We start from the raw sequence: 21,268 nt of genomic DNA on the forward strand, positions 1-21,268 counted from the left end.
ATATCGCCAGGCCAGCCTGGTTATAGCAGTAATTGCAGCAGCTGGGCGAGGGCAAACCTCACCGCTAAAGCTAATACCGTTTCGCAGTCGCCAGCAAAATGCATAACCGCAGTGTAGTTCTGGCCTTTAATATGCCACGCAAACCAGACGGTACCCGCTGGCGTACCATCTTCACCGCCCTCCGGTCCGCCGTAGCCGGTAATGGCAATACTGACATCAGCATCCGCACGCTCTATGGCACCGGTTGCCATTTCTGCTGCCACTTTCTCACTCACCGCAGAATATCGTTCAAGAGATTGCTGGCTTACGCTGAGGATTTTCATCTTTGCCTGATCGGTGAAAGTAACAAAGCCTGCACCGTAAAATTTGGGTGTATCTTCAGCTGCACACAGGGCGCTAGCCAACTTACCGCCGGTGCATGATTCGGCGGTAGTTAAGCGTAATTGATCCGCGATAAGTCTTTGACTCAACGCGGATGTCAGGTTTTCAATAGTATCGGTATCTACAAGTTGTACAATTTTATCTCTATTAATGTTCACTGTTTTTTGTCCACGCTTTTATATGTAAAGGTGATTTGCTTTTTCTGTATGCTCGTCCAATATAATAATTTTCAAATATATAAATCCGATTATTCTGAAAATATGTTTAAGACTTTTCAATCTTCTTAACTTTAGTGAGTTAAATTCTCTGTATATTTGACAGCTAGTTGGCTGATTTTAAATGCCTTATAACAATTGGCAATATTCTTATTTGGTAATTATAAAAATAGCAACCAGACTTAATAAGTCAAACCAAACGCAATTAAGGAGTCAGTATGAAATTTCAGGCCATTGTATTAGCAAGTTTTCTTGTCATGCCTTATGCGTTGGCAGATGACCAGGGCGGTTTAAAACAGGATGCAGCGCCACCGCCGCCTCATGCAATAGAAGATGGCTATCGCGGAACCGATGATGCAAAAAAAATGACCGTTGATTTCGCAAAAAACATGCACGATGGCGCTTCGGTTTCACTACGTGGTAATTTGATTTCTCACAAAGGAGAGGACCGTTACGTTTTTCGCGATAAGAGCGGTGAAATTAATGTCGTTATTCCTGCGGCCGTCTTTGATGGACGAGAAGTTCAGCCGGACCAGATGATCAACATTAGCGGCAGTCTGGATAAGAAAAGCGCGCCGGCCGTCGTTCGGGTCACTCATTTGCAGAAATAAAAATAAATTAGCCTGATGGCCTGAACTACTGGGCCATTAGGGTATTGGGTTATGCTATTTGTCATCCTTTTATTTACGATAATGCAGAGGTGATTTACAGAATTAAACACTTTTTTATCCGCTGATTTTGTTTTAAATCACAATGTTATCTCAGAGATGACTCATAACTTCGGATTTCTATGAAAATATTGACGTAATTTTGCTTTTCTCTCGTTAGAATAGCGCGCACAAGGAACTGTGAAAAAGGAGTGGCAATGATCAAGAAGACAACGGAAATTGATGCCATCTTGTTAAATCTCAATAAGGCTATCGATGCCCACTACCAGTGGCTGGTGAGTATGTTTCACAGCGTGGTCGCGAGAGATGCCAGTAAGCCAGAAATAACGGATAACCATTCTTATGGACTGTGCCAGTTTGGTCGGTGGATTGATCATCTGGGGCCACTCGATAACGATGAATTACCTTACGTTCGGCTAATGGATTCTGCCCATCAACATATGCATAACTGTGGTCGGGAATTAATGCTGGCTATTGTTGAAAATCACTGGCAGGACGCGCATTTCGACGCCTTTCAGGAGGGGTTGCTTTCTTTTACTGCGGCATTAACCGATTACAAAATTTATTTGCTGACGATCCGTAGCAATATGGATGTTTTGACGGGATTGCCGGGGCGTCGGGTTCTTGATGAATCCTTTGATCATCAGTTACGCAACACTGAGCCTCTGAATCTTTATTTAATGTTGTTGGATATTGACCGATTTAAATTGGTTAATGATACCTACGGGCATTTAATCGGCGATGTAGTATTACGCACCCTGGCAACTTACTTAGCCAGTTGGACGCGTGATTACGAAACGGTTTATCGCTACGGGGGCGAAGAATTTATCATTATTGTCAAAGCGGCTAATGATGAAGAAGCATGTCGTGCAGGTGTCAGAATTTGCCAGTTAGTCGATAACCATGCCATCACACATTCTGAAGGGCATATCAACATTACCGTGACAGCAGGTGTGAGTCGCGCATTTCCTGAAGAGCCTCTGGATGTGGTCATTGGAAGAGCAGACCGGGCAATGTATGAGGGTAAGCAAACCGGAAGAAATCGCTGCATGTTTATTGACGAACAAAATGTGATTAACCGAGTTTAAGCTCCGTTTAACATTCATTGAGAAAACTGATGCTACTGTGTCAACGATCCGTTATCAGTGCAGGAAAATGCCTGTTAGCGTAAAAGCAAAACACAAATCTATCCATGCAAGCATTCACCGCCGGTTTACTGGCGGTTTTTTTTCGCCGTCATAAAAATCAGGCCCCTTGTACACAACTGTAACAAGGGGCCGGTTAGGTGAGGGATTATCTCCGTTCATTAGTCATCCCATTTGTGGCTGAAATACGCGGCCAGAAAACCAGAAAATAAAATTATTCCCAGTACGGCCATAAAAACATTCATATTACCCAGCATTATTTGCCTCCGTTTATGGTGTGGTGTGTTTCCTCGCTTACCTTAATTTTCATCTCAATGAGAAAGATATTAGCAGAGGTAACCTAAACGAAGGCTGAATTAAATTTTTATTGTGTTCGACTTAAATCAACAAAGCGCGGGCTGCCCCCACGGTCTTGCACGAATCCCTTTTAACATCAGCACCCACGCAGCAATGATCACCAACGCTAAGATGACAAACAGCGAGGAAGGCGGCAGGCTGGTTAGCACTACGCCACTCACTAATGGGTTAATCGCGGCACCAAGCCAGCCTAAAGACTGGGCGGAAAAATAGCTGGCTTTCATTCCTGGCGGCGCAATATGGTCAATCAACATATACTCGCCCGGCGCATAAATGATTTCACCGACAGTAAATACCGCAGCTGACATACCCCACAATAGCAGGCTGTTGCCGGAAAAAATAAAACCGACCAGACCGATGACGAAACATAGGGTGCCTGCTGTCATCAGCGCGCGGATGTTAGCCGGGTTAAGTCGGCGGCCCACGGAATATTGCAACGTAACCACCATGGCAGCATTCACCGGAAGAACAACCGCGACCACCTTTTCGGCAAAATCCCCATCAGCAATCACCATCACATATTGTGAAATGCATGAAGCAAATGCGCCGCTTACAAAAGAAGCCAGAAAACCAGAGCAGGTAAACCACAACAGTGCTTTATCTTGTAATAAAACTTTCGGCGACCAGACACTGCCTGTTTCCGTGGCGATGATTTTCTCGCTGCGCTTTACCCAAATTTGAATGAAAAGCATGGGAAACGCGGAACAGATAGCTGCCAGCCAGAAGGGCAGATTGATGCTCTGCATCACCAACAGCGTGCCGAGCGGCGGACCGATGGTCCAGCCAATGTTTAGCATGGTGTAGTTGATTGAGAAGATTTTCGTTTTGCTGGTGGACGAAAGATTGTCGGCAAACCAGGCTTTCAGCACGGTAGCAAAAACAGAATAGGCGCAGTTAATGAGGGCAAAAAAGAGCACCACCAGCTTTACGTTATTCACTAAAGGAATGGCAATAAAACCGCTGGCGAAGGCGGTAATTGCCAGTAACATATAGCGTTTCTTGTCGAACTTATCCGCCAGGATACCAAAACCGAGGCTAAAAACGACGCCAATAGTGAGCGCAATTGTCATCGCATAACCGATTAGATCGACACTCAGGCTGTACTGGCGACTCAAGTAAATGGTCATAAATGGCAGCGTAGCGCCGCGTCCGATGGTTAATAACAACGACGAGGCAAGAAGGGCGCTGGTAGAGCGTCGTAGGGATAAGTTCATTTGTCTGTCCGGCAGTGCGTTTCGTTATGTTTTGTTTTAGAGATGTAAAGAAATAGCATGGCAAAAATCCGAAGTATAGCGACTTATTTGCGCATTAATGCCGTCGTAACCGGCGACTAACGAATCAACTGTTAAAGAAAAGTAAATTCAGCTAAGTTGATTGCTTACAAAAAATGAAATTCAGAGGCGGTAGAATGTCGCGAAAAGATGGGGTGTTGGCGCTACTGGTAGTGGTCGTATGGGGGCTAAATTTTGTGGTCATCAAAGTGGGGCTTCATAACATGCCACCGCTGATGCTGGCCGGTTTGCGCTTTATGCTGGTCGCTTTTCCGGCTATCTTTTTTGTCGCACGACCGAAAGTACCACTGAATTTGCTGCTGGGGTATGGATTAACCATCAGTTTTGCGCAGTTTGCTTTTCTTTTTTGTGCCATTAACTTCGGTATGCCTGCTGGACTGGCTTCGCTGGTGTTACAGGCACAGGCGTTTTTTACTATCGTGCTTGGCGCGTTTACTTTCGGGGAGCGATTGCATGGCAAACAATTGGCGGGGATCGCCTTAGCGATTTTTGGCGTACTGGTGTTAATCGAAGATAGTCTGAACGGTCAGCATGTGGCGATGCTCGGCTTTATGTTGACCCTGGCTGCAGCATTTAGTTGGGCGTGTGGCAACATCTTCAATAAAAAGATCATGTCGCACTCAACGCGTCCGGCGGTGATGTCGCTGGTAATCTGGAGCGCTTTAATCCCAATCATTCCCTTCTTTGTTGCCTCGCTGATTCTCGATGGTTCCGCATCCATGATTCACAGTCTGGTTACTATTGATATGACCACCATCTTGTCGCTGATGTATCTGGCGTTTGTGGCGACAATTGTTGGTTATGGGATCTGGGGGACGTTACTGGGACGCTATGAAACCTGGCGGGTTGCACCGTTATCGTTACTGGTGCCCGTAGTCGGACTGGCAAGTGCGGCACTATTGTTGGATGAACGCTTAACGGGTCTGCAATTTTTAGGTGCGGTGCTCATTATGACCGGGCTGTATATCAATGTATTTGGCTTGCGGTGGCGTAAAGCGGTAAAGGTTAGAGGCTAAACCATACGCACAGAATGTGATGTCAGCACTCTGTGCGTCTGCTTTTATCGCGGGAAAAAGTACTTTACCTGGAACTCGAAAATATTGCTGTAAAGTAACGAATAATCCAGCGGAATAGAGTTACTGTCCACAGCCTGGGTCTGAATTTTAAGTATGGGATCCCGTGGGCTGATCCGTAAAATACTGGCGATTTCTGGGGTAGGAAAAGTAGGGGAGAAAGTTTCAAAGGTGCCAATGATTTTGATCCCGCATTCATTCTCAATATATGAAAATTTGGATTTTTGCATATGTGACACGGTTAAATCAGGAAAACGTGCTACTGACATCCACGTTTCTTCTAATTGTGCTGCATTATCCTCAATGAATCGCAGTCTCTTTATGTAATAAACCTGCTCACCAGTCACTAAATTCAGCTCAGTCGCAATAGTGGGTGAAGCATCCTGCACTTCAAATTTCATAATCTGACTCCCTGCCTCTTTGCCGCTTTTATGCGCAATTTCACTGAAACTGTTCATGTGATCAATGTGTGCAACAAAATTCTTTTTTTGAATGTATGTTCCTGAACCATGCTTTCTGTGAATAATTCCTTCGCCTTCCAGCAAGGATAATGCCTTACGCAGGGTATTACGCGAAACATTATAACGAACAGCGAGTTCCGCTTCTGACGGCAACAAATCACCAACATGCCATGAATTGCCATTGATTTCGGATGTAAGTAAGCGGGCAATCTTTTGAAAAATCACTTTTGCACCTTTTAAGAGCCATTGAAAACAAGGAGTTGAGTCCTGATTGGTTTATCGTATGGCCGAGTCGTTTAATAATCACCCTGATGTTGAACAACTTTATCACTGTATTACTGTGATCAATGTACCAGGACGTATAGCTACTGCGGGATATGATATTTAAACAATGTAATCTGTTATATACCAGTAAGGGAAAATATGAAAAAAATATTGTTAGTTTGCGCTGCGGGCATGTCAACCAGTATGCTGGTTAAACGTATGATTGATCATGCTAACGCTATTTCACTTGAAGTTAATATTTCCGCATTGGCGATTGCAGAGGCTAAAGGGAAAATTAAAAATAACGAAGTTGACGTTGTTTTACTTGGCCCGCAAGTTCGCTTTCAGAAACCAGAGATTGAAGCCGTTGCACAGGGGAAAATGCCTGTAGCCGTTATCGAGATGAAAGACTACGGCACCATGAACGGACAGGCAGTTCTTGAATTTGCGATGAAACTACTGCAAGAGTAAGAATCTAATATTATTAAACTATTACCTGAACTAACTTTTCACACATCATAAAATGGATATGGCATACATGCTTTATTGGGATGTATAAATATCCAAAACAACAGGTATAAAAAAATGGGATTAATGGCCTCATTCGAACGTGGAATGGAACGTTTTCTTGTTCCAGTTGCTATCAAGTTAAACTCACAAAAACATGTTGCAGCGGTGAGAGATGGATTCGTTTTTACGTTTCCAATTATCATGGCAAGTTCATTAATTATATTAATTAACTTTGCCATATTATCGCCAGACGGTTTTATTGCCGGATTACTGCATCTGAATAGCATTTTCCCCAACCTTGAAAAAGCACAAGCTATTTTTACTCCGGTAATGAATGGTTCTGTAAATATCATGTCAATTATGATTGCTTTCCTGGTCGCCAGGAATATGGCGATTAGCCATGAGCAAGATGATCTTTTATGCGGATTAACGGCAATAGGAGCATTTTTTATTGTTTATACGCCATATCAGATGATAGATGGGCAAGCATTCCTGACGACCAAATATCTCGGCGCGCAGGGGTTGTTTGTTGCTGTTATCGTTGCATTGATCACCAGTGAAATATTTTGTCGCTTAGCTCGAAACCCAAAAATCACCATAACGATGCCGGCAGCTGTACCGCCTGCGGTAGCGCGTTCATTTAAAGTTTTATTGCCAATATTTTTTGTCATGGTGTTCTTTTCCGCACTTAATTATTGCCTGACACTGATATCCCCGGCAGGACTAAACGATCTTATTTACACATTAATCCAGACGCCGCTCAAACATATGGGAACGAATATCTTTGCGGTAATTATCCTGGGGGCTGTGGGTAATTTCCTGTGGGTGCTGGGGATCCACGGACCTAATACCACATCGGCAATTCGAGAAACCGTTTTTTCTGAGGCTAATCTGGAGAATCTCTCCTGGGCCGCTCAACATGGCACTACCTGGGGCGCGCCATATCCGATTACCTGGACTTCTATTAATGATGCATTCGCCAACTGCGGCGGTTCAGGTATGACGTTGGGGTTATTGTTGGCTATTTTTATCGCTTCTAAGCGTGCGGAATACCGTGATCTGGCAAAAATGTCATTTATCCCCGGTATTTTCAATATCAATGAACCGATAATGTTTGGCCTTCCTATTGTACTTAACCCCATCATGATGGTGCCGTTTATTATGGTTCCCATTGTTAACTGTGCCATTGGTTACTTCTTTGTTTCGATGGAAATTATTCCACCGGTTGCTTATGCCGTGCCCTGGACTACGCCCGGACCTTTAATTGCTTTCCTCGGAACCGGGGGGAACTGGCTGGCTTTACTGGTTGGTTTTTTATGTTTAGGTGTGGCGACAATGATCTATTTACCTTTTGTTATTGCCGCCAACAAAGTCAATAACATGACAACTAACGGATAATTCCATTTACCCAGGAAGGAGATTGTGATGTTTGCAGATGAAGAACTTGTTATGGAGTTACTGGTCAACGCGGGGCAGGCACGTTCTGACGCGATGGAAGCCATACGTTGTGCCGGGCAAAAAGACTGGCAGGGCGCAACTCAGCTAATGGCCAGTTCTGAATCTGCCTGTCTTCAGGCACATAAGATTCAGACCGCATTAATTAGTCAGGATGAAGGCTGTGGCAAAATAAAAGTTAATTTAATTCTGATTCATGCACAGGATCATTTGATGAATGCAATATTATGCCAGGATTTAGCCAGGGAAATTATTTCATTAAGAAAAGAACTCCATGCCTGATTTTTTCCTCCAGTGCGATAGCTGGAGGAAATTATTATACTCTTAAGGATAAGTCATGAATATAAAGACGCTTAACGTCAGCCTTTTGTCTTTTTCTATTATTACAGCATTGTTTCCATTGAACGCGATGGCAACAAAATTAACCATAGAGCAGCGCCTTGAATTGCTTGAAAATGAATTGTCGCAAAATAAACAAGAGCTGAAAGCAACACAGAATGAACTGGGAGTATATAAATCCCGACTTTCGACCTTACAAAAAAGCATCACGGAAAACAAATATAAATCAGCCTCGCTTGCTGAAATATCAGCGACATCTCCCGTCGCTGATAACATCAAAAATGAAAACGGTGAACAGAACTCGTTTACCGCAGCGCATACTATAAATGGATCGCAGCAAGTTGCCGTTATTGAAAGTAAAGGCGACAAAACCACTATCGAAAGCGTGACCCTGAAAGATATCAGTAAATATATAAAGGATGATATTGGGTTCAGCTATCAGGGGTACTTCCGCTCAGGCTGGGGTACTGGTAATCACGGCTCACCACAAACTTATGCAGCGGGTTCTCTGGGACGTTTTGGTAATGAGATGAGCGGTTGGTTTGACCTGACCTTAAATCAGCGTGTTTATAATCAGGACGGTAAAACGGCAAATGCGGTCGTTACCTATGATGGCAACGTGGGTGAGCAGTATAACGATGCCTGGTTTGGTGACAGTGCCAATGAAAATATCATGCAGTTCAGCGATATTTACCTGACAACGCGAGGTTTTTTACCCTTCGCACCAGAGGCAGACTTCTGGGTCGGCAAACATAAACTCCCGCAATATGAGATCCAGATGCTGGACTGGAAAACCTTAACCACGGATGTCGCCGCGGGTGTGGGGATTGAAAACTGGGCACTTGGTGTAGGGCTGTTTGATATGTCCTTAAGCCGTGATGATGTCGATGTTTACTCTCGTGATTTTTCGCGTACCAGCCAGATGAATACCAATTCTGTGGATGTTCGTTATCGCAATATCCCGTTATGGGATGATGCGACATTATCATTAATGGCTAAATATTCCGCACCTAATAAAACGGATCAACAACAAGATAACGAAAATGACAACAGTTATTTTGAAATGAAAGATAGCTGGATGCTGACTTCTGTTTTACGGCAAAACCTGCAACGCGATACGTTTAATGAATTTACGTTACAGGTTGCCAATAATTCCTATGCCAGCAGTTTTGCCAGTTTCTCAGATGCCAGTAATACGATGGCGCATGGTCGCTATTACTATGGTGATCATACCAATGGGATCGCCTGGCGTTTAATCTCTCAGGGCGAGATGTATCTTACTGACAATATTATTATGGCTAACGCGCTTGTCTATTCTCACGGCGAAGATGTTTATAGTTATGAAAGTGGTGCTCATAGTGATTTTGACAGTATTCGCACTGTAATAAGACCGGCCTGGATCTGGAATACATGGAATCAGACGGGGCTTGAATTAGGCTGGTTTAAGCAACAGAACAAAACTCAGCAGGGTGTAACACTAAATGAATCGGCTTATAAAACGACACTCTGGCATGCATTGAAAGTGGGTGAAAGCATTTTAGGTTCACGACCAGAAATTCGCTTCTATGGAACGTATATCAATATTCTGGATAACGAATTATCGAATTTTAAGTTTAATGAGAACAGCAAAGACGAGTTTATGGCCGGCATCCAGGCGGAAGTCTGGTGGTAATCTATTTTAGTTAAGGAGTTGTGTATGTCAGGATTTAAAAAAGGTTTTTTATGGGGCGGTGCGGTAGCCGCGCATCAGTTGGAAGGTGGCTGGAATGAAGGAGGAAAAGGCATCAGCATCGCTGATGTGATGACTGCTGGCGCTCACGGGGTGCCGCGTGAAGTGACAGAAGGCGTTATCGACGGGCTTAATTATCCCAATCATGAAGCAATTGATTTTTATCATCGCTATAAAACAGATATTCAGTTATTTGCCGAGATGGGATTCAAATGCTTTCGAACTTCCATTGCCTGGACACGAATCTTTCCGCAAGGTGACGAACAGGAGCCGAATGAAGAGGGTTTACAATTTTATGATGATCTGTTCGATGAATGCCTTAAGCAGGGAATGGAACCTGTGGTGACGCTTTCACATTTTGAGATGCCTTATCATCTGGTGACAAAATATGGTGGCTGGCGAAACCGTAAACTGATCGACTTTTTTATCCGCTTCGCATCAACGGTCTTCACGCGCTATAAAGAAAAAGTAAAGTACTGGATGACGTTTAACGAAATCAATAATCAGGTGAATTTCAGCGAAAGCCTGTGTCCATTTACTAATTCCGGTATCTTGTATTCGCCAGAGGAAGATATCAATGAGCGCGAACAAATAATGTACCAGGCGGTACATTACGAGTTAGTTGCCAGTGCCCTGGCGGTACAGACTGGAAAATCGATCAATCCTGAATTTAACATTGGCTGTATGATCGCCATGTGTCCCATCTATCCTCTGACGTGTGCACCCAACGATATGATGATGGCCACGAAAGCAATGCATCGTCGTTACTGGTTTACTGATGTTCATGCTCGTGGATATTATCCGCAACATATGCTGAATTACTTTGCCAGGAAAGGATTCAACCTCGATATCACACCAGAAGATAACGCGATTCTTGCCAGTGGTTGTGTCGACTTTATCGGCTTTAGCTACTACATGTCTTTTACGACACAATTTTCGCCCGATAACCCGCAACTGGATTATGTTGAACCACGAGATTTGGTCAGCAACCCTTATATCGATACATCCGAATGGGGATGGCAAATTGATCCGGCAGGGCTACGTTATTCACTCAACTGGTTCTGGGATCATTTCCAGTTGCCGCTGTTTATTGTCGAAAATGGATTTGGTGCGGTTGACCAGAGACAAGCTGACGGCACGGTGAACGATCACTATCGCATTGATTACTTTGCTTCCCATATTCGGGAAATGAAAAAAGCCGTAGTTGAAGATGGTGTTGACTTAATTGGCTACACCCCGTGGGGCTGCATTGACCTGGTTTCTGCCGGAACAGGGGAAATGAAAAAGCGCTACGGAATGATTTATGTCGATAAAGACAACGAAGGGAAGGGAACGCTGGAACGGATACGTAAAGCGTCGTTTTACTGGTATCGGGATCTCATCGCCAACAATGGCGAAAATATTTGAGACTTGAGGAAGATATTACGGAGATGTCAGGCTCTGTGATCAGAGCCTGACAATAACTACATAGCGTGTTGATTATAATAGGGCACGCCGAGCGCATCCGACTTATTACTGCCAGTACCCATGTGATTTAAATCAAACGGTGGTTGTTCCTGCGATGGGGGAACAACCACGACATTGGCACAAGAAGTAACAACTGGCTGCGTGGTTTGTTCCGCAACGCCCTGCGCGGAAAAGAGAATAAGCGCAGCTGCTATTGCGGATGAAAGTGGTTTCATGATTGCCTCAGTGACGTTGTCACGTTATCAACTAGCTGTTGTAATGATTTAATGGATGTAAAAAGCGCGATTCGCCCTGCATATTGGTCATCCGGTATTTATGCGGCGGAACATCAAAGTAATTTTTGAAGGTTCGGGTCAGAGTTTGTTGCGACTCGAAGCCATATCGTTCTGCCAGATAGAGTATCGGCTCGTTACTTTCCTTCAGCTTTTGCGCGATTTCCGTCATCTTACGGCTGCGGATGTATTGGCCTAATGAATGACCGGTTTCTTTTTTAAACATCCGTTGCAGGTGCCATTTAGAGTAACCTGAACGCTCTGACACTTTCTCCAGTGACAGTGGCGATTCCAGGTTGTCCTCGATCCAGTCCAAAATGCTATGAATGGTAATAGCGTCAGTATTGCGTCTGGACATCGTCATACCTCTTTTTTGTTTACGGCAGGACTTTCTTAAGCAAATGCTCAAGTGTTGCCACTTCGTCCGCCGTCAGGTTTTTTGTTAATTCTTGGTGCAGGTCCTGGCCAACTAATTGATGGCATTGTTCACATATTGCCGCGCCGCTGGTGGTAAGTTTTACCAGTACGCCGCGCTTATCATTCGGGTTCGGCAACCTTTCAACCCAGCCTTTACAGACCAGGCGATCCAGCATACGGGTGAGTGCTCCCAGGTCGACCGACAACACTTTTTTCAGTTCAACCGGAGTAATACACGCCGCGCAGCGGATAGAGCAGAGCACCTTAAACTGTGCCGCGGTAATATCCAGCGGAGACAGATACTCGTTAAGCAGACGATCTTTCTTCTGATTAACCATATGGATTAAGCGACCCAATGGAATAATTTCATTGAACAGATCGCTGGTACTTTTCACATTAGTTGCCCTGGCAAGTAATTAGTTGCAGGGGATAATATTGCCCAGGCAAGTATAAGTCAAATAAATGAATTGACCGATGCCACGTTTTGCTAAATCGGTTCAAGTTTTGGTCAATGCGATGCAAGGTTAGCTAAAGAGTGACACTTTATCCTTGTTTACCCCTTATACTTTTCGCTGATAACCCAGATACACAGGATAACAACCACCAATGTTAGATTTGTTTAAAGCAATTGGCCTGGGGCTGGTGGTGTTACTGCCGTTAGCTAACCCATTAACAACTGTCGCGTTATTTCTTGGCCTGGCAGGCAACATGAACAGTGCCGAACGTAATCGTCAGTCGTTGATGGCCTCGGTGTACGTATTTGCCATCATGATGGTGGCGTATTACGCCGGGCAACTGGTGATGGATACATTTGGCATTTCGATTCCCGGTCTGCGAATTGCAGGCGGCTTAATCGTCGCGTTTATCGGTTTTCGGATGCTCTTTCCGCAACAGAAAGCGATTGATTCACCGGAGGCGAAAAGCAAGTCGGAAGAGCTGGAAGATGAACCCAGTGCCAATATTGCCTTTGTGCCGCTAGCAATGCCAAGTACCGCTGGTCCGGGAACCATAGCGATGATTATTAGCTCGGCGTCCACAGTGCGTCAGAGTTCAACCTTCGCTGATTGGGTACTGATGGTTGCGCCGCCGCTGATCTTTTTCCTGGTGGCGGTTATTTTGTGGGGAAGCCTACGCAGCTCCGGCGCAATTATGCGGCTGGTGGGCAAGGGTGGCATTGAAGCGATCTCCCGTCTGATGGGATTCCTGCTGGTATGTATGGGTGTGCAGTTTATTATTAACGGCATCCTGGAAATCATTAAAACGTACCATTAAAAAAGGCCCGAATGGGCCTTTCAACTATTGCGTCTGTTCTTCGAGTGTCACTGGCCAGCGGCGAAATATAATGATTGACCAAATTAACGCGGCAAAAGCAGGCACCGCGCCCACATAACCAATCATCGACATTGACCAGTGCAAACTCACCTGATTACCTACCAACGCACCCGCCCCGATTCCAATATTAAATATCCCGGAGAATAGCGCCATCGCGACGTCGGTAGCATCTGGTGCCAGCGCCAGCACTTTAACCTGCATACCAAGCCCGATGATCATCATCGCGATCCCCCAGAAAATACTCAGCACCCCGAGGTGTATTTCACTGTTCGCCGCAGGTAACAGCAATGCCAGGCACACCAGCAACAGCGCAATCGCCGTACTCACCAACGCAGACGCATACTGATTACCCAGTTTACCGAAAATCACGCTGCCAATAATGCCCGCACCACCGAGTAATAACAGTAATGCCGTGGCAAAGTTGGCGCTGAATCCCGCAATGTTTTGTACAAAAGGCTCGATATAGCTGTATGCCGTGTAATGGGCGGTGACAACCACCACAGTTAACAAATAAATGCTCATCAATGCCGGGCGGCGGAACAATAGCGGGAGGCTTTTCAGTGAACCGGAATGCTCACTGGGCAGTAAGGGAAGTAACTTAATCAGGCACAAAAGGGTGATAAGCGCCCCAATACCAATCGCGAAGAAGGTCATTCGCCAACCGAAATACTGGCCCACAATGCGCCCGAGAGGTAAACCTAAGACCATCGCCAGTGCTGTACCGGTGGCAATTAAACTCAATGCCTGTGCTCGCTTCCCGGCCGGAGCCATACGGATCGCCAGAGACGCCGTAATCGACCAGAAAATCGCATGTGCAAAAGCCACACCAATGCGACTGATCACCAGAACGGTAAAGCTCCACGACAAAAACGACAGTACGTGGCTGGCAATAAACACCACAAACAGGCAGATCAGTAATTTGCGCCGTTCAACCTGACTGGTCATTAACATAAAAGGCAATGACATTAGCGCTACTACCCATGCGTAAATGGTCAACATGATGCCGACCTGAGCGGTTTGCATGTGAAAACTTTGCGCAATGTCAGAGAGCAGGCCAACAGGGACAAATTCGGTGGTGTTGAAGATGAAGGCGGCGACTGCCAGCGTAACGACCCGTAGCCACGCCACTTTGCGGGAAACAGTGTTTGTTGTCATAACAGATTATCGGGTGAGTTGCGAAAAAGTGATGAAATGATCTTAAAACGGTTAATGATGTGAATACAATGCATTTGTGATCTGGATCGCGTTTTCCGTTTCTCTGACGCTGATTCTTTCACGCGTCAGAGAGTCGGTAACATCACGGTTTAATGACGTTCAGGGAGGTCTGGCGTTTTGGAGGTTGCGGGTATAGGTGGTCTGACAGGGGAGCGAGGCCTGTTTTTCACCAGGTCTTCGTGAGTAACTTTTGGCGGCGTTTCATTTTTTACAAACAGTTTGAGGGTCCTGCGCGCCATATGTTTGATAATTTTATCATCACTTAATGATGCTGGCATCAACACGTCATTCAGATCACTTTCATTGGGATTCATAAATTGGTGATAGTGCAATAACATATTGGCGAAAAATAAAAAAAGTCCTGAAAATGAGGAGATTCTTGTTCTGCTAAAAGGGATAAAAAGCAGATGCAGACTTCGGGTAGTACATGTTTGTTAGAACCTAATGAATCCATCAGGCTTTGCAATAAATCCTCTTTTAATTCGCCGTCTGTTATGTCGAGAATGGCGGTGATCAAGTTAGGATCTTTATTGACGAACCATCTGTGAACCTCAGAGTTACTCCATAATCGGGGGAGTATGACAAAATTACCGCGAGAGATAAAATTCAGGACAAGCAAATCAAACTGGCGTAAGTAATCTGCAGCGGTATGGCGATCCGGAGGCAGGGGTTCAATATGTGGTGTATGCGCTCTTTTGATGGGAACGCCAAGGTTGATCATTGGAAATTGTTCAATAAAATCATTCAGAAACAGAAATAGCACACGCTCGACGCCGGTCTGAAATACGCGCCCCATAGTGACAGGCTTTGGGTTGGGAGCGCAAAAATATTAATTTCTCCATCATGGCGAAAATTATCTAAATAAATAGGGCTTAAATTTATTACTACCTGAAATTCAATATTTTCTTTGTGTCTTCCATTCTTGACTGGATAAGTGAGTTTAAACTGAACCTTTTCATTGTATAGCGTGTCGTTACCCCGAAAAGAAGTCCTCTGAATATATGATAAGTTATCAAGGTTATTAAATATCTTTTTTGTGGCTGAGTTGATGTTTAAAGACGTGCGCCACTCTTCATCACATATTATTGTACTTAGCGCATCAATAAAGTCCTTTAAAACTTCTTTTACCTGAGGTGCAATATTACGTACGGGAAAATCATCAGGAAGAGATATGTAATTACTGATGCTTACTGGCGTAACCATATTTGCCCCATATAGTCATAAGTCATCGGAACATCACTATATAGGGCATTTGAGCTGCAAGAACTATCAAAAATAGCTCATTGGTAACCCTGTTTTGCCGAGTCAGGCACATCCAGTAGTTGAATAAATGCCTCAAGCGGACGCGTTTTCGCACCGCGACGCCAGACCAGCCAGGTTGTTAACCAACGCCATTGCTCAGCTAACGGCCACGCTTCAACCTGGTGATGCCCCGGCATACTTTCCAGCATAGAGCGTGGAATAAGCGCAATGCCTGCTCCTGCGACCACACAGGCCAACATCCCGTGATACGACTCCATCTCGTGAATAGTTCCCGGAGCGGCACCGTCAGCATGAAACCAGCTCTCGAAGTGGCGACGATACGAACAATTGGCGCGGAAGGCATAAATGTTACTGCCGTTAACCTGACTGGCGCGGATTACTGGCGCATGACCTTGTGGCGTGACGATCATCAGCTCCTCGCGGTATACCGGTATCCCGTCAATGGCAGTATGGTTAATGGGCCCATCAATAAATGCCGCATTCAGTTTTCCCTCCAGCACTCCTTCCAGCATAGTGCCGGAAGGGCCGGTGGAAAGTGAAAACTGAATTTTGGGATAACGATGGTTGAATTCCGCCAGCGTGGCCGGAATGCGCACTGCTGCGGTGCTTTCCAGCGAACCAAGAGAAAATAAACCTTGCGGCTCATCGCCAGCGACAACGCTCCGCGCTTCATCCACTAACGCGAGAATTTGTTGGCTATAGCGTAAAAAGTTATGCCCGGCAGGAGAGAGACGTAAACGCTGATTCTCGCGAATAAACAGATCTACCCCCAGTTCTGTTTCCAGCTGGCGTAGACGGGTAGTGAGATTCGACGGTACGCGATGCACTTTTGCTGCAGCCTGGGTAATGCTGCCAGCTTCGGCAACCGCGTTGAACATCTCCAGTTGGGTCAGATCCATAACATTCTCGATTCGTGAATAAGTGGCTTAATATTATTCATTTTAAAGCAAGAGTAAATCTGCGTATCTTCATACCATGACTCATAAAGGAGATACCCCGATGACCATTACTCCGGCAACTCATGCAATTTCAATAAATCCTGCCACGGGTGAACAACTTTCTGTGCTGCCTTGGGCTGGCGCTAACGATATCGAAAACGCACTTCAGCTGGCGGCAGCAGGCTTTCGCGACTGGCGCGAGACAAATATAGATTATCGTGCTGAAAAACTGCGTGGTATCGGTAAGGCTCTGCGCGCCCGTAGCGAAGAAATGGCGCAAATGATCACCCGTGAAATGGGCAAACCAATCAATCAGGCGCGCGCTGAAGTGGCGAAATCGGCGAATTTGTGTGACTGGTATGCAGAACATGGTCCGGCAATGCTGAAGGCGGAACCTACGCTGGTGGAAAATCAGCAGGCAGTTATTGAGTATCGACCGTTGGGGACGATTCTGGCGATTATGCCGTGGAACTTTCCGTTATGGCAGGTGATGCGTGGCGCGGTTCCCATCATTCTTGCAGGTAACGGCTACTTACTTAAACATGCGCCGAATGTGATGGGCTGTGCTCAGCTCATTGCCCAGGTGTTTAAAGATGCGGGAATCCCGCAAGGCGTATATGGCTGGCTGAATGCCGACAACGACGGTGTCAGTCAAATGATTAAAGATTCGCGCATTGCTGCTGTCACGGTGACCGGAAGTGTTCGTGCGGGAGCGGCTATTGGCGCACAGGCTGGAGCGGCACTGAAAAAATGCGTACTGGAACTGGGCGGTTCGGATCCATTTATTGTGCTTAACGATGCCGATCTGGAACTGGCGGTTAAAGCGGCGGTAGCCGGACGTTATCAGAATACCGGACAGGTTTGTGCAGCGGCAAAACGCTTTATTATCGAAGAGGGAATTGCTTCTGCATTTACCGAACGTTTTGTGGCAGCTGCGGCAGCCTTGAAAATGGGCGATCCCCGTGATGAAGAGAACGCTCTCGGACCAATGGCTCGTTTTGATTTACGTGATGAGCTGCATCATCAGGTGGAGAAAACCCTGGCGCAGGGTGCGCGTTTGTTACTGGGCGGGGAAAAGATGGCTGGGGCAGGTAACTACTATCCGCCAACGGTTCTGGCGAATGTTACCCCAGAAATGACCGCGTTTCGGGAAGAAATGTTTGGCCCTGTTGCGGCAATCACCGTTGCGAAAGATGCAGAACATGCGCTGGAACTGGCTAATGATAGTGAGTTCGGCCTTTCAGCGACCATTTTTACCACCGACGAAACACAGGCCAGACAGATGGCGGCACGTCTGGAATGCGGTGGGGTGTTTATCAATGGTTATTGTGCCAGCGACGCGCGAGTGGCCTTTGGTGGCGTGAAAAAGAGTGGCTTTGGTCGTGAGCTTTCCCATTTCGGCTTACACGAATTCTGTAATATCCAGACGGTGTGGAAAGACCGGATCTGACGCGACATATTCAGCTCTGATATACTCGCAGGTCTTTTCAGACCTGCGGTCCAGGAGTAGAAAGTGGCAGTCGCCATGGATAATGCAATTTTAGAAAACATCTTGCGGCAAGTGCGGCCGCTCATTGGTCAGGGTAAAGTCGCGGATTATATTCCGGCGCTGGCTACAGTAGACGGTTCCCGATTGGGCATTGCTATCTGTACCGTTGACGGACAGCTTTTTCAGGCCGGAGACGCGCAAGAACGTTTTTCCATTCAGTCTATTTCCAAAGTGCTGAGTCTCGTTGTCGCCATGCGTCATTACTCCGAAGAGGAAATCTGGCAACGCGTCGGCAAAGACCCGTCTGGATCACCGTTCAATTCTTTAGTGCAACTGGAAATGGAGCAGGGTATTCCGCGTAATCCGTTTATTAATGCTGGTGCGCTGGTGGTTTGCGATATGTTGCAAGGGCGATTAAGCGCACCACGGCAACGTATGCTGGAAGTCGTGCGCGGCTTAAGCGGTGTGTCTGATATTTCATACGATACGGTGGTAGCGCGTTCCGAATTTGAACATTCCGCGCGAAATGCGGCTATCGCCTGGCTGATGAAGTCGTTTGGCAATTTCCATCATGATGTGACAACCGTTCTGCAAAACTACTTTCATTACTGCGCTCTGAAAATGAGCTGTGTAGAGCTGGCCCGGACGTTTGTCTTTCTGGCTAATCAGGGGAAAGCTATTCATATTGATGAACCTGTGGTGACGCCAATGCAGGCGCGGCAAATTAACGCGCTGATGGCGACCAGTGGTATGTACCAGAACGCGGGGGAGTTTGCCTGGCGGGTGGGGCTACCGGCGAAATCTGGCGTTGGTGGCGGTATTGTGGCGATTGTTCCGCATGAAATGGCCATCGCAGTCTGGAGTCCGGAACTGGATGATGCAGGTAACTCGCTTGCGGGTATCGCCGTCCTTGAACAATTGACGAAACAGTTAGGGCGTTCGGTTTATTAATGCAGTCTCTCGATCCACTCTTCGCGCGTTTATCCCGTTCAAAATTTCGCTCTCGCTTTCGTCTGGGCATGAAAGAGCGTCAGTATTGCCTGGAGAAAGGCGCGCCAGTCATCGAACAACATGCGGCGGATTTTGTCGCTAAACGTCTTGCTCCGGCATTACCGGCTAATGACGGTAAGCAAACCCCCATGCGCGGGCATCCGGTGTTTATCGCTCAGCACGCCACCGCGACCTGCTGTCGCGGTTGTCTGGCTAAGTGGCATAACATTCCGCAGGGTGTTTCGTTAAGCGAAGAACAACAACGTTATATCGTGGCGGTAATCTATCACTGGCTGGTTGTACAGATGAATCAGCCATGAGAATTGCGGAAAACGATAAAATAGCATTCCCAGGGTACCTTTATTTGCCGCCGCTGTTAGCGAACATGCTATCCTTTATGTGAATTTACTTATTACGTTGAGATAATTGCCACCCGCAATTGTATGGACAGATAATTAATGCATGTACACCCCATTTCAACTTTCCGTTTGTTCCAGGAAGGTCATCTGCTACGTAATAGCATCGCTATTTTTGCGCTAACCACGCTGTTCTATTTTATTGGTGCAGAGTTACGGCTGGTTCACGAACTTTCTCTTTTCTGGCCGCTGAATGGCGTAATGGCGGGGGTGTTTGCCCGCTATGTCTGGCTTAATCGACTGCATTACTATGCGATCAGTTATGTGGCGATGCTGGTTTATGATGCCATAACCACCGAATGGGGACTGGTTTCACTGGTTATCAATTTCTCCAATATGATGTTTATTGTTACCGTCGCCTTACTGGTCGTGCGGGATAAGCGTCTGGGGAAAAATAAGTATGAGCCAGTAAGTGCCTTACGGCTATTTAATTACTGTCTGATTGCCGCATTATTATGCGCTATTGTCGGGGCGATTGGTTCGGTCAGTATTGATAGTCTGGATTTCTGGCCTTTGCTTGCGGACTGGTTCAGTGAGCAATTCTCAACGGGCGTGTTGATCGTGCCTTGTATGCTGACGTTGGCTATTCCTGGAGTGCTGCCGCGCTTTAAAGCAGAACAGATGATGCCCGCCATCGCGCTTATTGTGTCGGTTATTGCCTCGGTAGTCATTGGCGGAGCGGGGAGTCTGGCGTTCCCGCTGCCTGCATTAATCTGGTGTGCAGTGCGCTATACGCCGCAGGTAACATGTCTGTTGACCTTTGTCACCGGTGCGGTGGAAATCGTACTGGTGGCAAATTCGGTGATTGATATCTCGGTCGGTTCGCCGTTCTCCATTCCGGAAATGTTCTCCGCACGTCTCGGTATTGCCACGATGGCGATATGCCCAATTATGGTTTCTTTTAGCGTGGCAGCGATCAATTCGCTAATGAAGCAAGTTGCGCTGCGAGCCGACTTTGATTTTCTGACTCAGGTTTACTCACGGTCCGGTCTTTATGAGGCGCTGAAAAGTCCATCGCTGAAACAGACACAACATCTGACGGTCATGCTGCTTGATATTGACTATTTCAAAAGCATTAACGATAACTATGGACATGAATGTGGCGATAAAGTGTTAAGCGTGTTTGCCCGGCATATTCAGAAGATTGTCGGTGATAAGGGGCTGGTGGCGCGCATGGGCGGCGAAGAATTTGCTGTTGCAGTGCCGTCGGTGAATCCTGTCGATGGTCTGCTAATGGCGGAAAAAATCCGTAAAGGCGTTGAACTGCAACCATTCACCTGGCAACAAAAAACGCTTTATCTCACGGTAAGTATTGGCGTCGGTAGTGGTCGCGCATCGTACCGAACGCTGACCGATGATTTTAATAAATTGATGGTCGAAGCCGATACGTGTCTGTATCGCTCGAAGAAAGATGGGCGCAACCGTACCAGCACTATGCGTTACGGTGAGGAAGTTGTCTGACATCTTTATTCATTCCGCGCGATTTGAATGCAATGTGTTCTACCACTTTATGATCCAGGAAAAGGCGTATTTCCTCGATTAAACCATGATCCGCGCCACACTTTTCTCATAAAACTGCT

At 46.2% G+C, this 21,268-nt stretch carries 23 protein-coding genes and 1 pseudogene; 13 read left to right on the forward strand and 11 right to left on the reverse strand.

The window, feature by feature from the left end:
- Nucleotides 1-20 precede the first annotated feature (20 nt).
- The gene (locus HGD79_RS03550; protein WP_001024746.1) at nucleotides 21-539 is read right to left on the reverse strand and encodes a 2-oxo-tetronate isomerase; all 519 of its coding nucleotides are present in this window, start codon (nucleotides 537-539) and stop codon (nucleotides 21-23) included.
- A 275-nt stretch (nucleotides 540-814) separates the two neighbouring features.
- On the opposite strand from HGD79_RS03550, the gene ydeI reads away from it, so the two are divergent.
- Together ydeI and dgcZ are read left to right on the forward strand one after the other, a co-directional pair.
- On the forward strand, nucleotides 815-1,207 hold the full coding sequence (gene ydeI, locus HGD79_RS03555; protein ID WP_000671731.1) for a YdeI family stress tolerance OB fold protein: 393 nt from the start codon (nucleotides 815-817) through the stop codon (nucleotides 1,205-1,207).
- 254 nt (nucleotides 1,208-1,461) lie between these two features.
- Complete coding sequence (gene dgcZ, locus HGD79_RS03560; RefSeq protein ID WP_000592826.1) at nucleotides 1,462-2,352, forward strand: diguanylate cyclase DgcZ; 891 nt, start codon at nucleotides 1,462-1,464, stop codon at nucleotides 2,350-2,352.
- Nucleotides 2,353-2,466: 114 nt separating this feature from the next.
- Here dgcZ and mgtT read toward each other — a convergent pair whose 3' ends face one another.
- The 3 genes from mgtT to ydeE all read right to left on the reverse strand — a co-directional run bounded on the left by mgtT (nucleotide 2,467) and on the right by ydeE (nucleotide 3,980).
- A complete protein-coding gene (gene mgtT, locus HGD79_RS26515) occupies nucleotides 2,467-2,571 on the reverse strand; it encodes a protein MgtT (RefSeq protein WP_211180496.1) in 105 nt (34 codons plus the stop codon).
- Nucleotides 2,571-2,666 carry a protein MgtS gene (gene mgtS / locus HGD79_RS03565; protein ID WP_000901367.1) on the reverse strand — a complete coding sequence of 32 codons (96 nt, stop codon included), beginning with the start codon at nucleotides 2,664-2,666 and terminating at the stop codon, nucleotides 2,571-2,573. Before mgtS ends, mgtT begins: the two co-directional genes overlap by 1 nt.
- Before the next feature lie 126 nt (nucleotides 2,667-2,792).
- Entirely contained in the window at nucleotides 2,793-3,980 is a 1,188-nt protein-coding gene (ydeE, locus tag HGD79_RS03570; RefSeq protein ID WP_001054164.1) for an efflux MFS transporter YdeE, read from the reverse strand.
- A 194-nt stretch (nucleotides 3,981-4,174) separates the two neighbouring features.
- Between ydeE and eamA the strand changes: the two genes are divergently transcribed.
- Nucleotides 4,175-5,074 (forward strand): O-acetylserine/cysteine exporter, encoded by a 900-nt coding sequence (gene eamA / locus HGD79_RS03575; RefSeq protein ID WP_000087216.1) that lies wholly within the window; start codon nucleotides 4,175-4,177, stop codon nucleotides 5,072-5,074.
- A gap of 44 nt (nucleotides 5,075-5,118) precedes the next feature.
- Here the strand turns inward: eamA and HGD79_RS03580 are convergent, their stop codons facing one another.
- Complete coding sequence (locus HGD79_RS03580; protein ID WP_168848300.1) at nucleotides 5,119-5,817, reverse strand: GntR family transcriptional regulator; 699 nt, start codon at nucleotides 5,815-5,817, stop codon at nucleotides 5,119-5,121.
- Between the two features lie 198 nt (nucleotides 5,818-6,015).
- Here HGD79_RS03580 and HGD79_RS03585 point away from each other — a divergent pair, with 198 nt between their 5' ends.
- From HGD79_RS03585 to HGD79_RS03605, 5 genes are all read left to right on the forward strand, one after another.
- A complete protein-coding gene (locus HGD79_RS03585) occupies nucleotides 6,016-6,327 on the forward strand; it encodes a PTS sugar transporter subunit IIB (protein WP_000722571.1) in 312 nt (103 codons plus the stop codon).
- A gap of 114 nt (nucleotides 6,328-6,441) precedes the next feature.
- Complete coding sequence (locus HGD79_RS03590) at nucleotides 6,442-7,764, forward strand: PTS sugar transporter subunit IIC (protein ID WP_168848301.1); 1,323 nt, start codon at nucleotides 6,442-6,444, stop codon at nucleotides 7,762-7,764.
- A 27-nt stretch (nucleotides 7,765-7,791) separates the two neighbouring features.
- Nucleotides 7,792-8,103 carry a PTS lactose/cellobiose transporter subunit IIA gene (locus tag HGD79_RS03595; protein ID WP_001296721.1) on the forward strand — a complete coding sequence of 104 codons (312 nt, stop codon included), beginning with the start codon at nucleotides 7,792-7,794 and terminating at the stop codon, nucleotides 8,101-8,103.
- Nucleotides 8,104-8,158: 55 nt separating this feature from the next.
- Nucleotides 8,159-9,832, forward strand: a complete 1,674-nt coding sequence (locus tag HGD79_RS03600) for a carbohydrate porin (protein WP_001022772.1) — start codon at nucleotides 8,159-8,161, stop codon at nucleotides 9,830-9,832.
- A 24-nt stretch (nucleotides 9,833-9,856) separates the two neighbouring features.
- Entirely contained in the window at nucleotides 9,857-11,296 is a 1,440-nt protein-coding gene (locus HGD79_RS03605; protein ID WP_000012618.1) for a 6-phospho-beta-glucosidase, read from the forward strand.
- A 56-nt stretch (nucleotides 11,297-11,352) separates the two neighbouring features.
- On the opposite strand, the gene marB is transcribed toward HGD79_RS03605, so the two are convergent.
- The 3 genes from marB to marR are packed head-to-tail and all read right to left on the reverse strand — an operon-like array spanning nucleotide 11,353 to nucleotide 12,440.
- A complete protein-coding gene (gene marB / locus HGD79_RS03610; RefSeq protein WP_139496566.1) occupies nucleotides 11,353-11,571 on the reverse strand; it encodes a multiple antibiotic resistance protein MarB in 219 nt (72 codons plus the stop codon).
- A 31-nt stretch (nucleotides 11,572-11,602) separates the two neighbouring features.
- On the reverse strand, nucleotides 11,603-11,986 hold the full coding sequence (gene marA / locus HGD79_RS03615) for an MDR efflux pump AcrAB transcriptional activator MarA (RefSeq protein WP_000091199.1): 384 nt from the start codon (nucleotides 11,984-11,986) through the stop codon (nucleotides 11,603-11,605).
- Nucleotides 11,987-12,005: 19 nt separating this feature from the next.
- A complete protein-coding gene (marR, locus tag HGD79_RS03620) occupies nucleotides 12,006-12,440 on the reverse strand; it encodes a multiple antibiotic resistance transcriptional regulator MarR (RefSeq protein ID WP_000843419.1) in 435 nt (144 codons plus the stop codon).
- 211 nt (nucleotides 12,441-12,651) lie between these two features.
- Between marR and marC the strand changes: the two genes are divergently transcribed.
- Nucleotides 12,652-13,317: an NAAT family transporter MarC gene (marC, locus tag HGD79_RS03625; RefSeq protein WP_000885033.1), complete on the forward strand. Its 666-nt coding sequence runs from the start codon at nucleotides 12,652-12,654 to the stop codon at nucleotides 13,315-13,317.
- Nucleotides 13,318-13,341: 24 nt separating this feature from the next.
- On the opposite strand, the gene ydeA is transcribed toward marC, so the two are convergent.
- The 3 genes and pseudogenes from ydeA to HGD79_RS03640 form a co-directional block, all read right to left on the reverse strand.
- The gene (gene ydeA, locus HGD79_RS03630) at nucleotides 13,342-14,532 is read right to left on the reverse strand and encodes an L-arabinose MFS transporter (RefSeq protein ID WP_000210799.1); all 1,191 of its coding nucleotides are present in this window, start codon (nucleotides 14,530-14,532) and stop codon (nucleotides 13,342-13,344) included.
- Between the two features lie 149 nt (nucleotides 14,533-14,681).
- Nucleotides 14,682-15,795: pseudogene (gene yneK, locus HGD79_RS03635) on the reverse strand (putative protein YneK).
- A 77-nt stretch (nucleotides 15,796-15,872) separates the two neighbouring features.
- Nucleotides 15,873-16,754: a LysR family transcriptional regulator gene (locus tag HGD79_RS03640; protein WP_000366496.1), complete on the reverse strand. Its 882-nt coding sequence runs from the start codon at nucleotides 16,752-16,754 to the stop codon at nucleotides 15,873-15,875.
- A 100-nt stretch (nucleotides 16,755-16,854) separates the two neighbouring features.
- Here HGD79_RS03640 and sad point away from each other — a divergent pair, with 100 nt between their 5' ends.
- The 4 genes from sad to HGD79_RS03660 all read left to right on the forward strand — a co-directional run bounded on the left by sad (nucleotide 16,855) and on the right by HGD79_RS03660 (nucleotide 21,149).
- A complete protein-coding gene (sad, locus tag HGD79_RS03645) occupies nucleotides 16,855-18,243 on the forward strand; it encodes a succinate-semialdehyde dehydrogenase (RefSeq protein WP_001296740.1) in 1,389 nt (462 codons plus the stop codon).
- 63 nt (nucleotides 18,244-18,306) lie between these two features.
- On the forward strand, nucleotides 18,307-19,233 hold the full coding sequence (glsB, locus tag HGD79_RS03650; RefSeq protein WP_000257409.1) for a glutaminase B: 927 nt from the start codon (nucleotides 18,307-18,309) through the stop codon (nucleotides 19,231-19,233).
- Nucleotides 19,233-19,592 (forward strand): DUF4186 domain-containing protein, encoded by a 360-nt coding sequence (locus HGD79_RS03655; protein WP_001191027.1) that lies wholly within the window; start codon nucleotides 19,233-19,235, stop codon nucleotides 19,590-19,592. Before glsB ends, HGD79_RS03655 begins: the two co-directional genes overlap by 1 nt.
- A gap of 138 nt (nucleotides 19,593-19,730) precedes the next feature.
- On the forward strand, nucleotides 19,731-21,149 hold the full coding sequence (locus tag HGD79_RS03660; protein ID WP_000558044.1) for a diguanylate cyclase: 1,419 nt from the start codon (nucleotides 19,731-19,733) through the stop codon (nucleotides 21,147-21,149).
- Nucleotides 21,150-21,268: the final 119 nt, after the last annotated feature.

The sequence above is a fragment of the Escherichia sp. SCLE84 genome (assembly GCF_012584495.1).
Classification (GTDB): domain Bacteria; phylum Pseudomonadota; class Gammaproteobacteria; order Enterobacterales; family Enterobacteriaceae; genus ECMA0423.

What these genes read in the sequence shown, in the direction of transcription:
- ydeA (WP_000210799.1), bottom strand. Translation starts at nt 14,532, where the DNA reads ATGACAACAAACACTGTTTCCCGCAAAGTGGCGTGGCTACGGGTCGTT.
- eamA (WP_000087216.1), top strand. Translation starts at nt 4,175, where the DNA reads ATGTCGCGAAAAGATGGGGTGTTGGCGCTACTGGTAGTGGTCGTATGG.
- sad (WP_001296740.1), top strand. Translation starts at nt 16,855, where the DNA reads ATGACCATTACTCCGGCAACTCATGCAATTTCAATAAATCCTGCCACG.
- HGD79_RS03660 (WP_000558044.1), top strand. Translation starts at nt 19,731, where the DNA reads ATGCATGTACACCCCATTTCAACTTTCCGTTTGTTCCAGGAAGGTCAT.
- marB (WP_139496566.1), bottom strand. Translation starts at nt 11,571, where the DNA reads ATGAAACCACTTTCATCCGCAATAGCAGCTGCGCTTATTCTCTTTTCC.
- dgcZ (WP_000592826.1), top strand. Translation starts at nt 1,462, where the DNA reads ATGATCAAGAAGACAACGGAAATTGATGCCATCTTGTTAAATCTCAAT.
- ydeE (WP_001054164.1), bottom strand. Translation starts at nt 3,980, where the DNA reads ATGAACTTATCCCTACGACGCTCTACCAGCGCCCTTCTTGCCTCGTCG.
- mgtS (WP_000901367.1), bottom strand. Translation starts at nt 2,666, where the DNA reads ATGCTGGGTAATATGAATGTTTTTATGGCCGTACTGGGAATAATTTTA.
- marC (WP_000885033.1), top strand. Translation starts at nt 12,652, where the DNA reads ATGTTAGATTTGTTTAAAGCAATTGGCCTGGGGCTGGTGGTGTTACTG.
- HGD79_RS03595 (WP_001296721.1), top strand. Translation starts at nt 7,792, where the DNA reads ATGTTTGCAGATGAAGAACTTGTTATGGAGTTACTGGTCAACGCGGGG.
- HGD79_RS03605 (WP_000012618.1), top strand. Translation starts at nt 9,857, where the DNA reads ATGTCAGGATTTAAAAAAGGTTTTTTATGGGGCGGTGCGGTAGCCGCG.
- HGD79_RS03585 (WP_000722571.1), top strand. Translation starts at nt 6,016, where the DNA reads ATGAAAAAAATATTGTTAGTTTGCGCTGCGGGCATGTCAACCAGTATG.
- mgtT (WP_211180496.1), bottom strand. Translation starts at nt 2,571, where the DNA reads ATGAACGGAGATAATCCCTCACCTAACCGGCCCCTTGTTACAGTTGTG.
- HGD79_RS03640 (WP_000366496.1), bottom strand. Translation starts at nt 16,754, where the DNA reads ATGGATCTGACCCAACTGGAGATGTTCAACGCGGTTGCCGAAGCTGGC.
- marA (WP_000091199.1), bottom strand. Translation starts at nt 11,986, where the DNA reads ATGTCCAGACGCAATACTGACGCTATTACCATTCATAGCATTTTGGAC.
- ydeI (WP_000671731.1), top strand. Translation starts at nt 815, where the DNA reads ATGAAATTTCAGGCCATTGTATTAGCAAGTTTTCTTGTCATGCCTTAT.
- HGD79_RS03600 (WP_001022772.1), top strand. Translation starts at nt 8,159, where the DNA reads ATGAATATAAAGACGCTTAACGTCAGCCTTTTGTCTTTTTCTATTATT.
- HGD79_RS03655 (WP_001191027.1), top strand. Translation starts at nt 19,233, where the DNA reads ATGCAGTCTCTCGATCCACTCTTCGCGCGTTTATCCCGTTCAAAATTT.
- HGD79_RS03590 (WP_168848301.1), top strand. Translation starts at nt 6,442, where the DNA reads ATGGGATTAATGGCCTCATTCGAACGTGGAATGGAACGTTTTCTTGTT.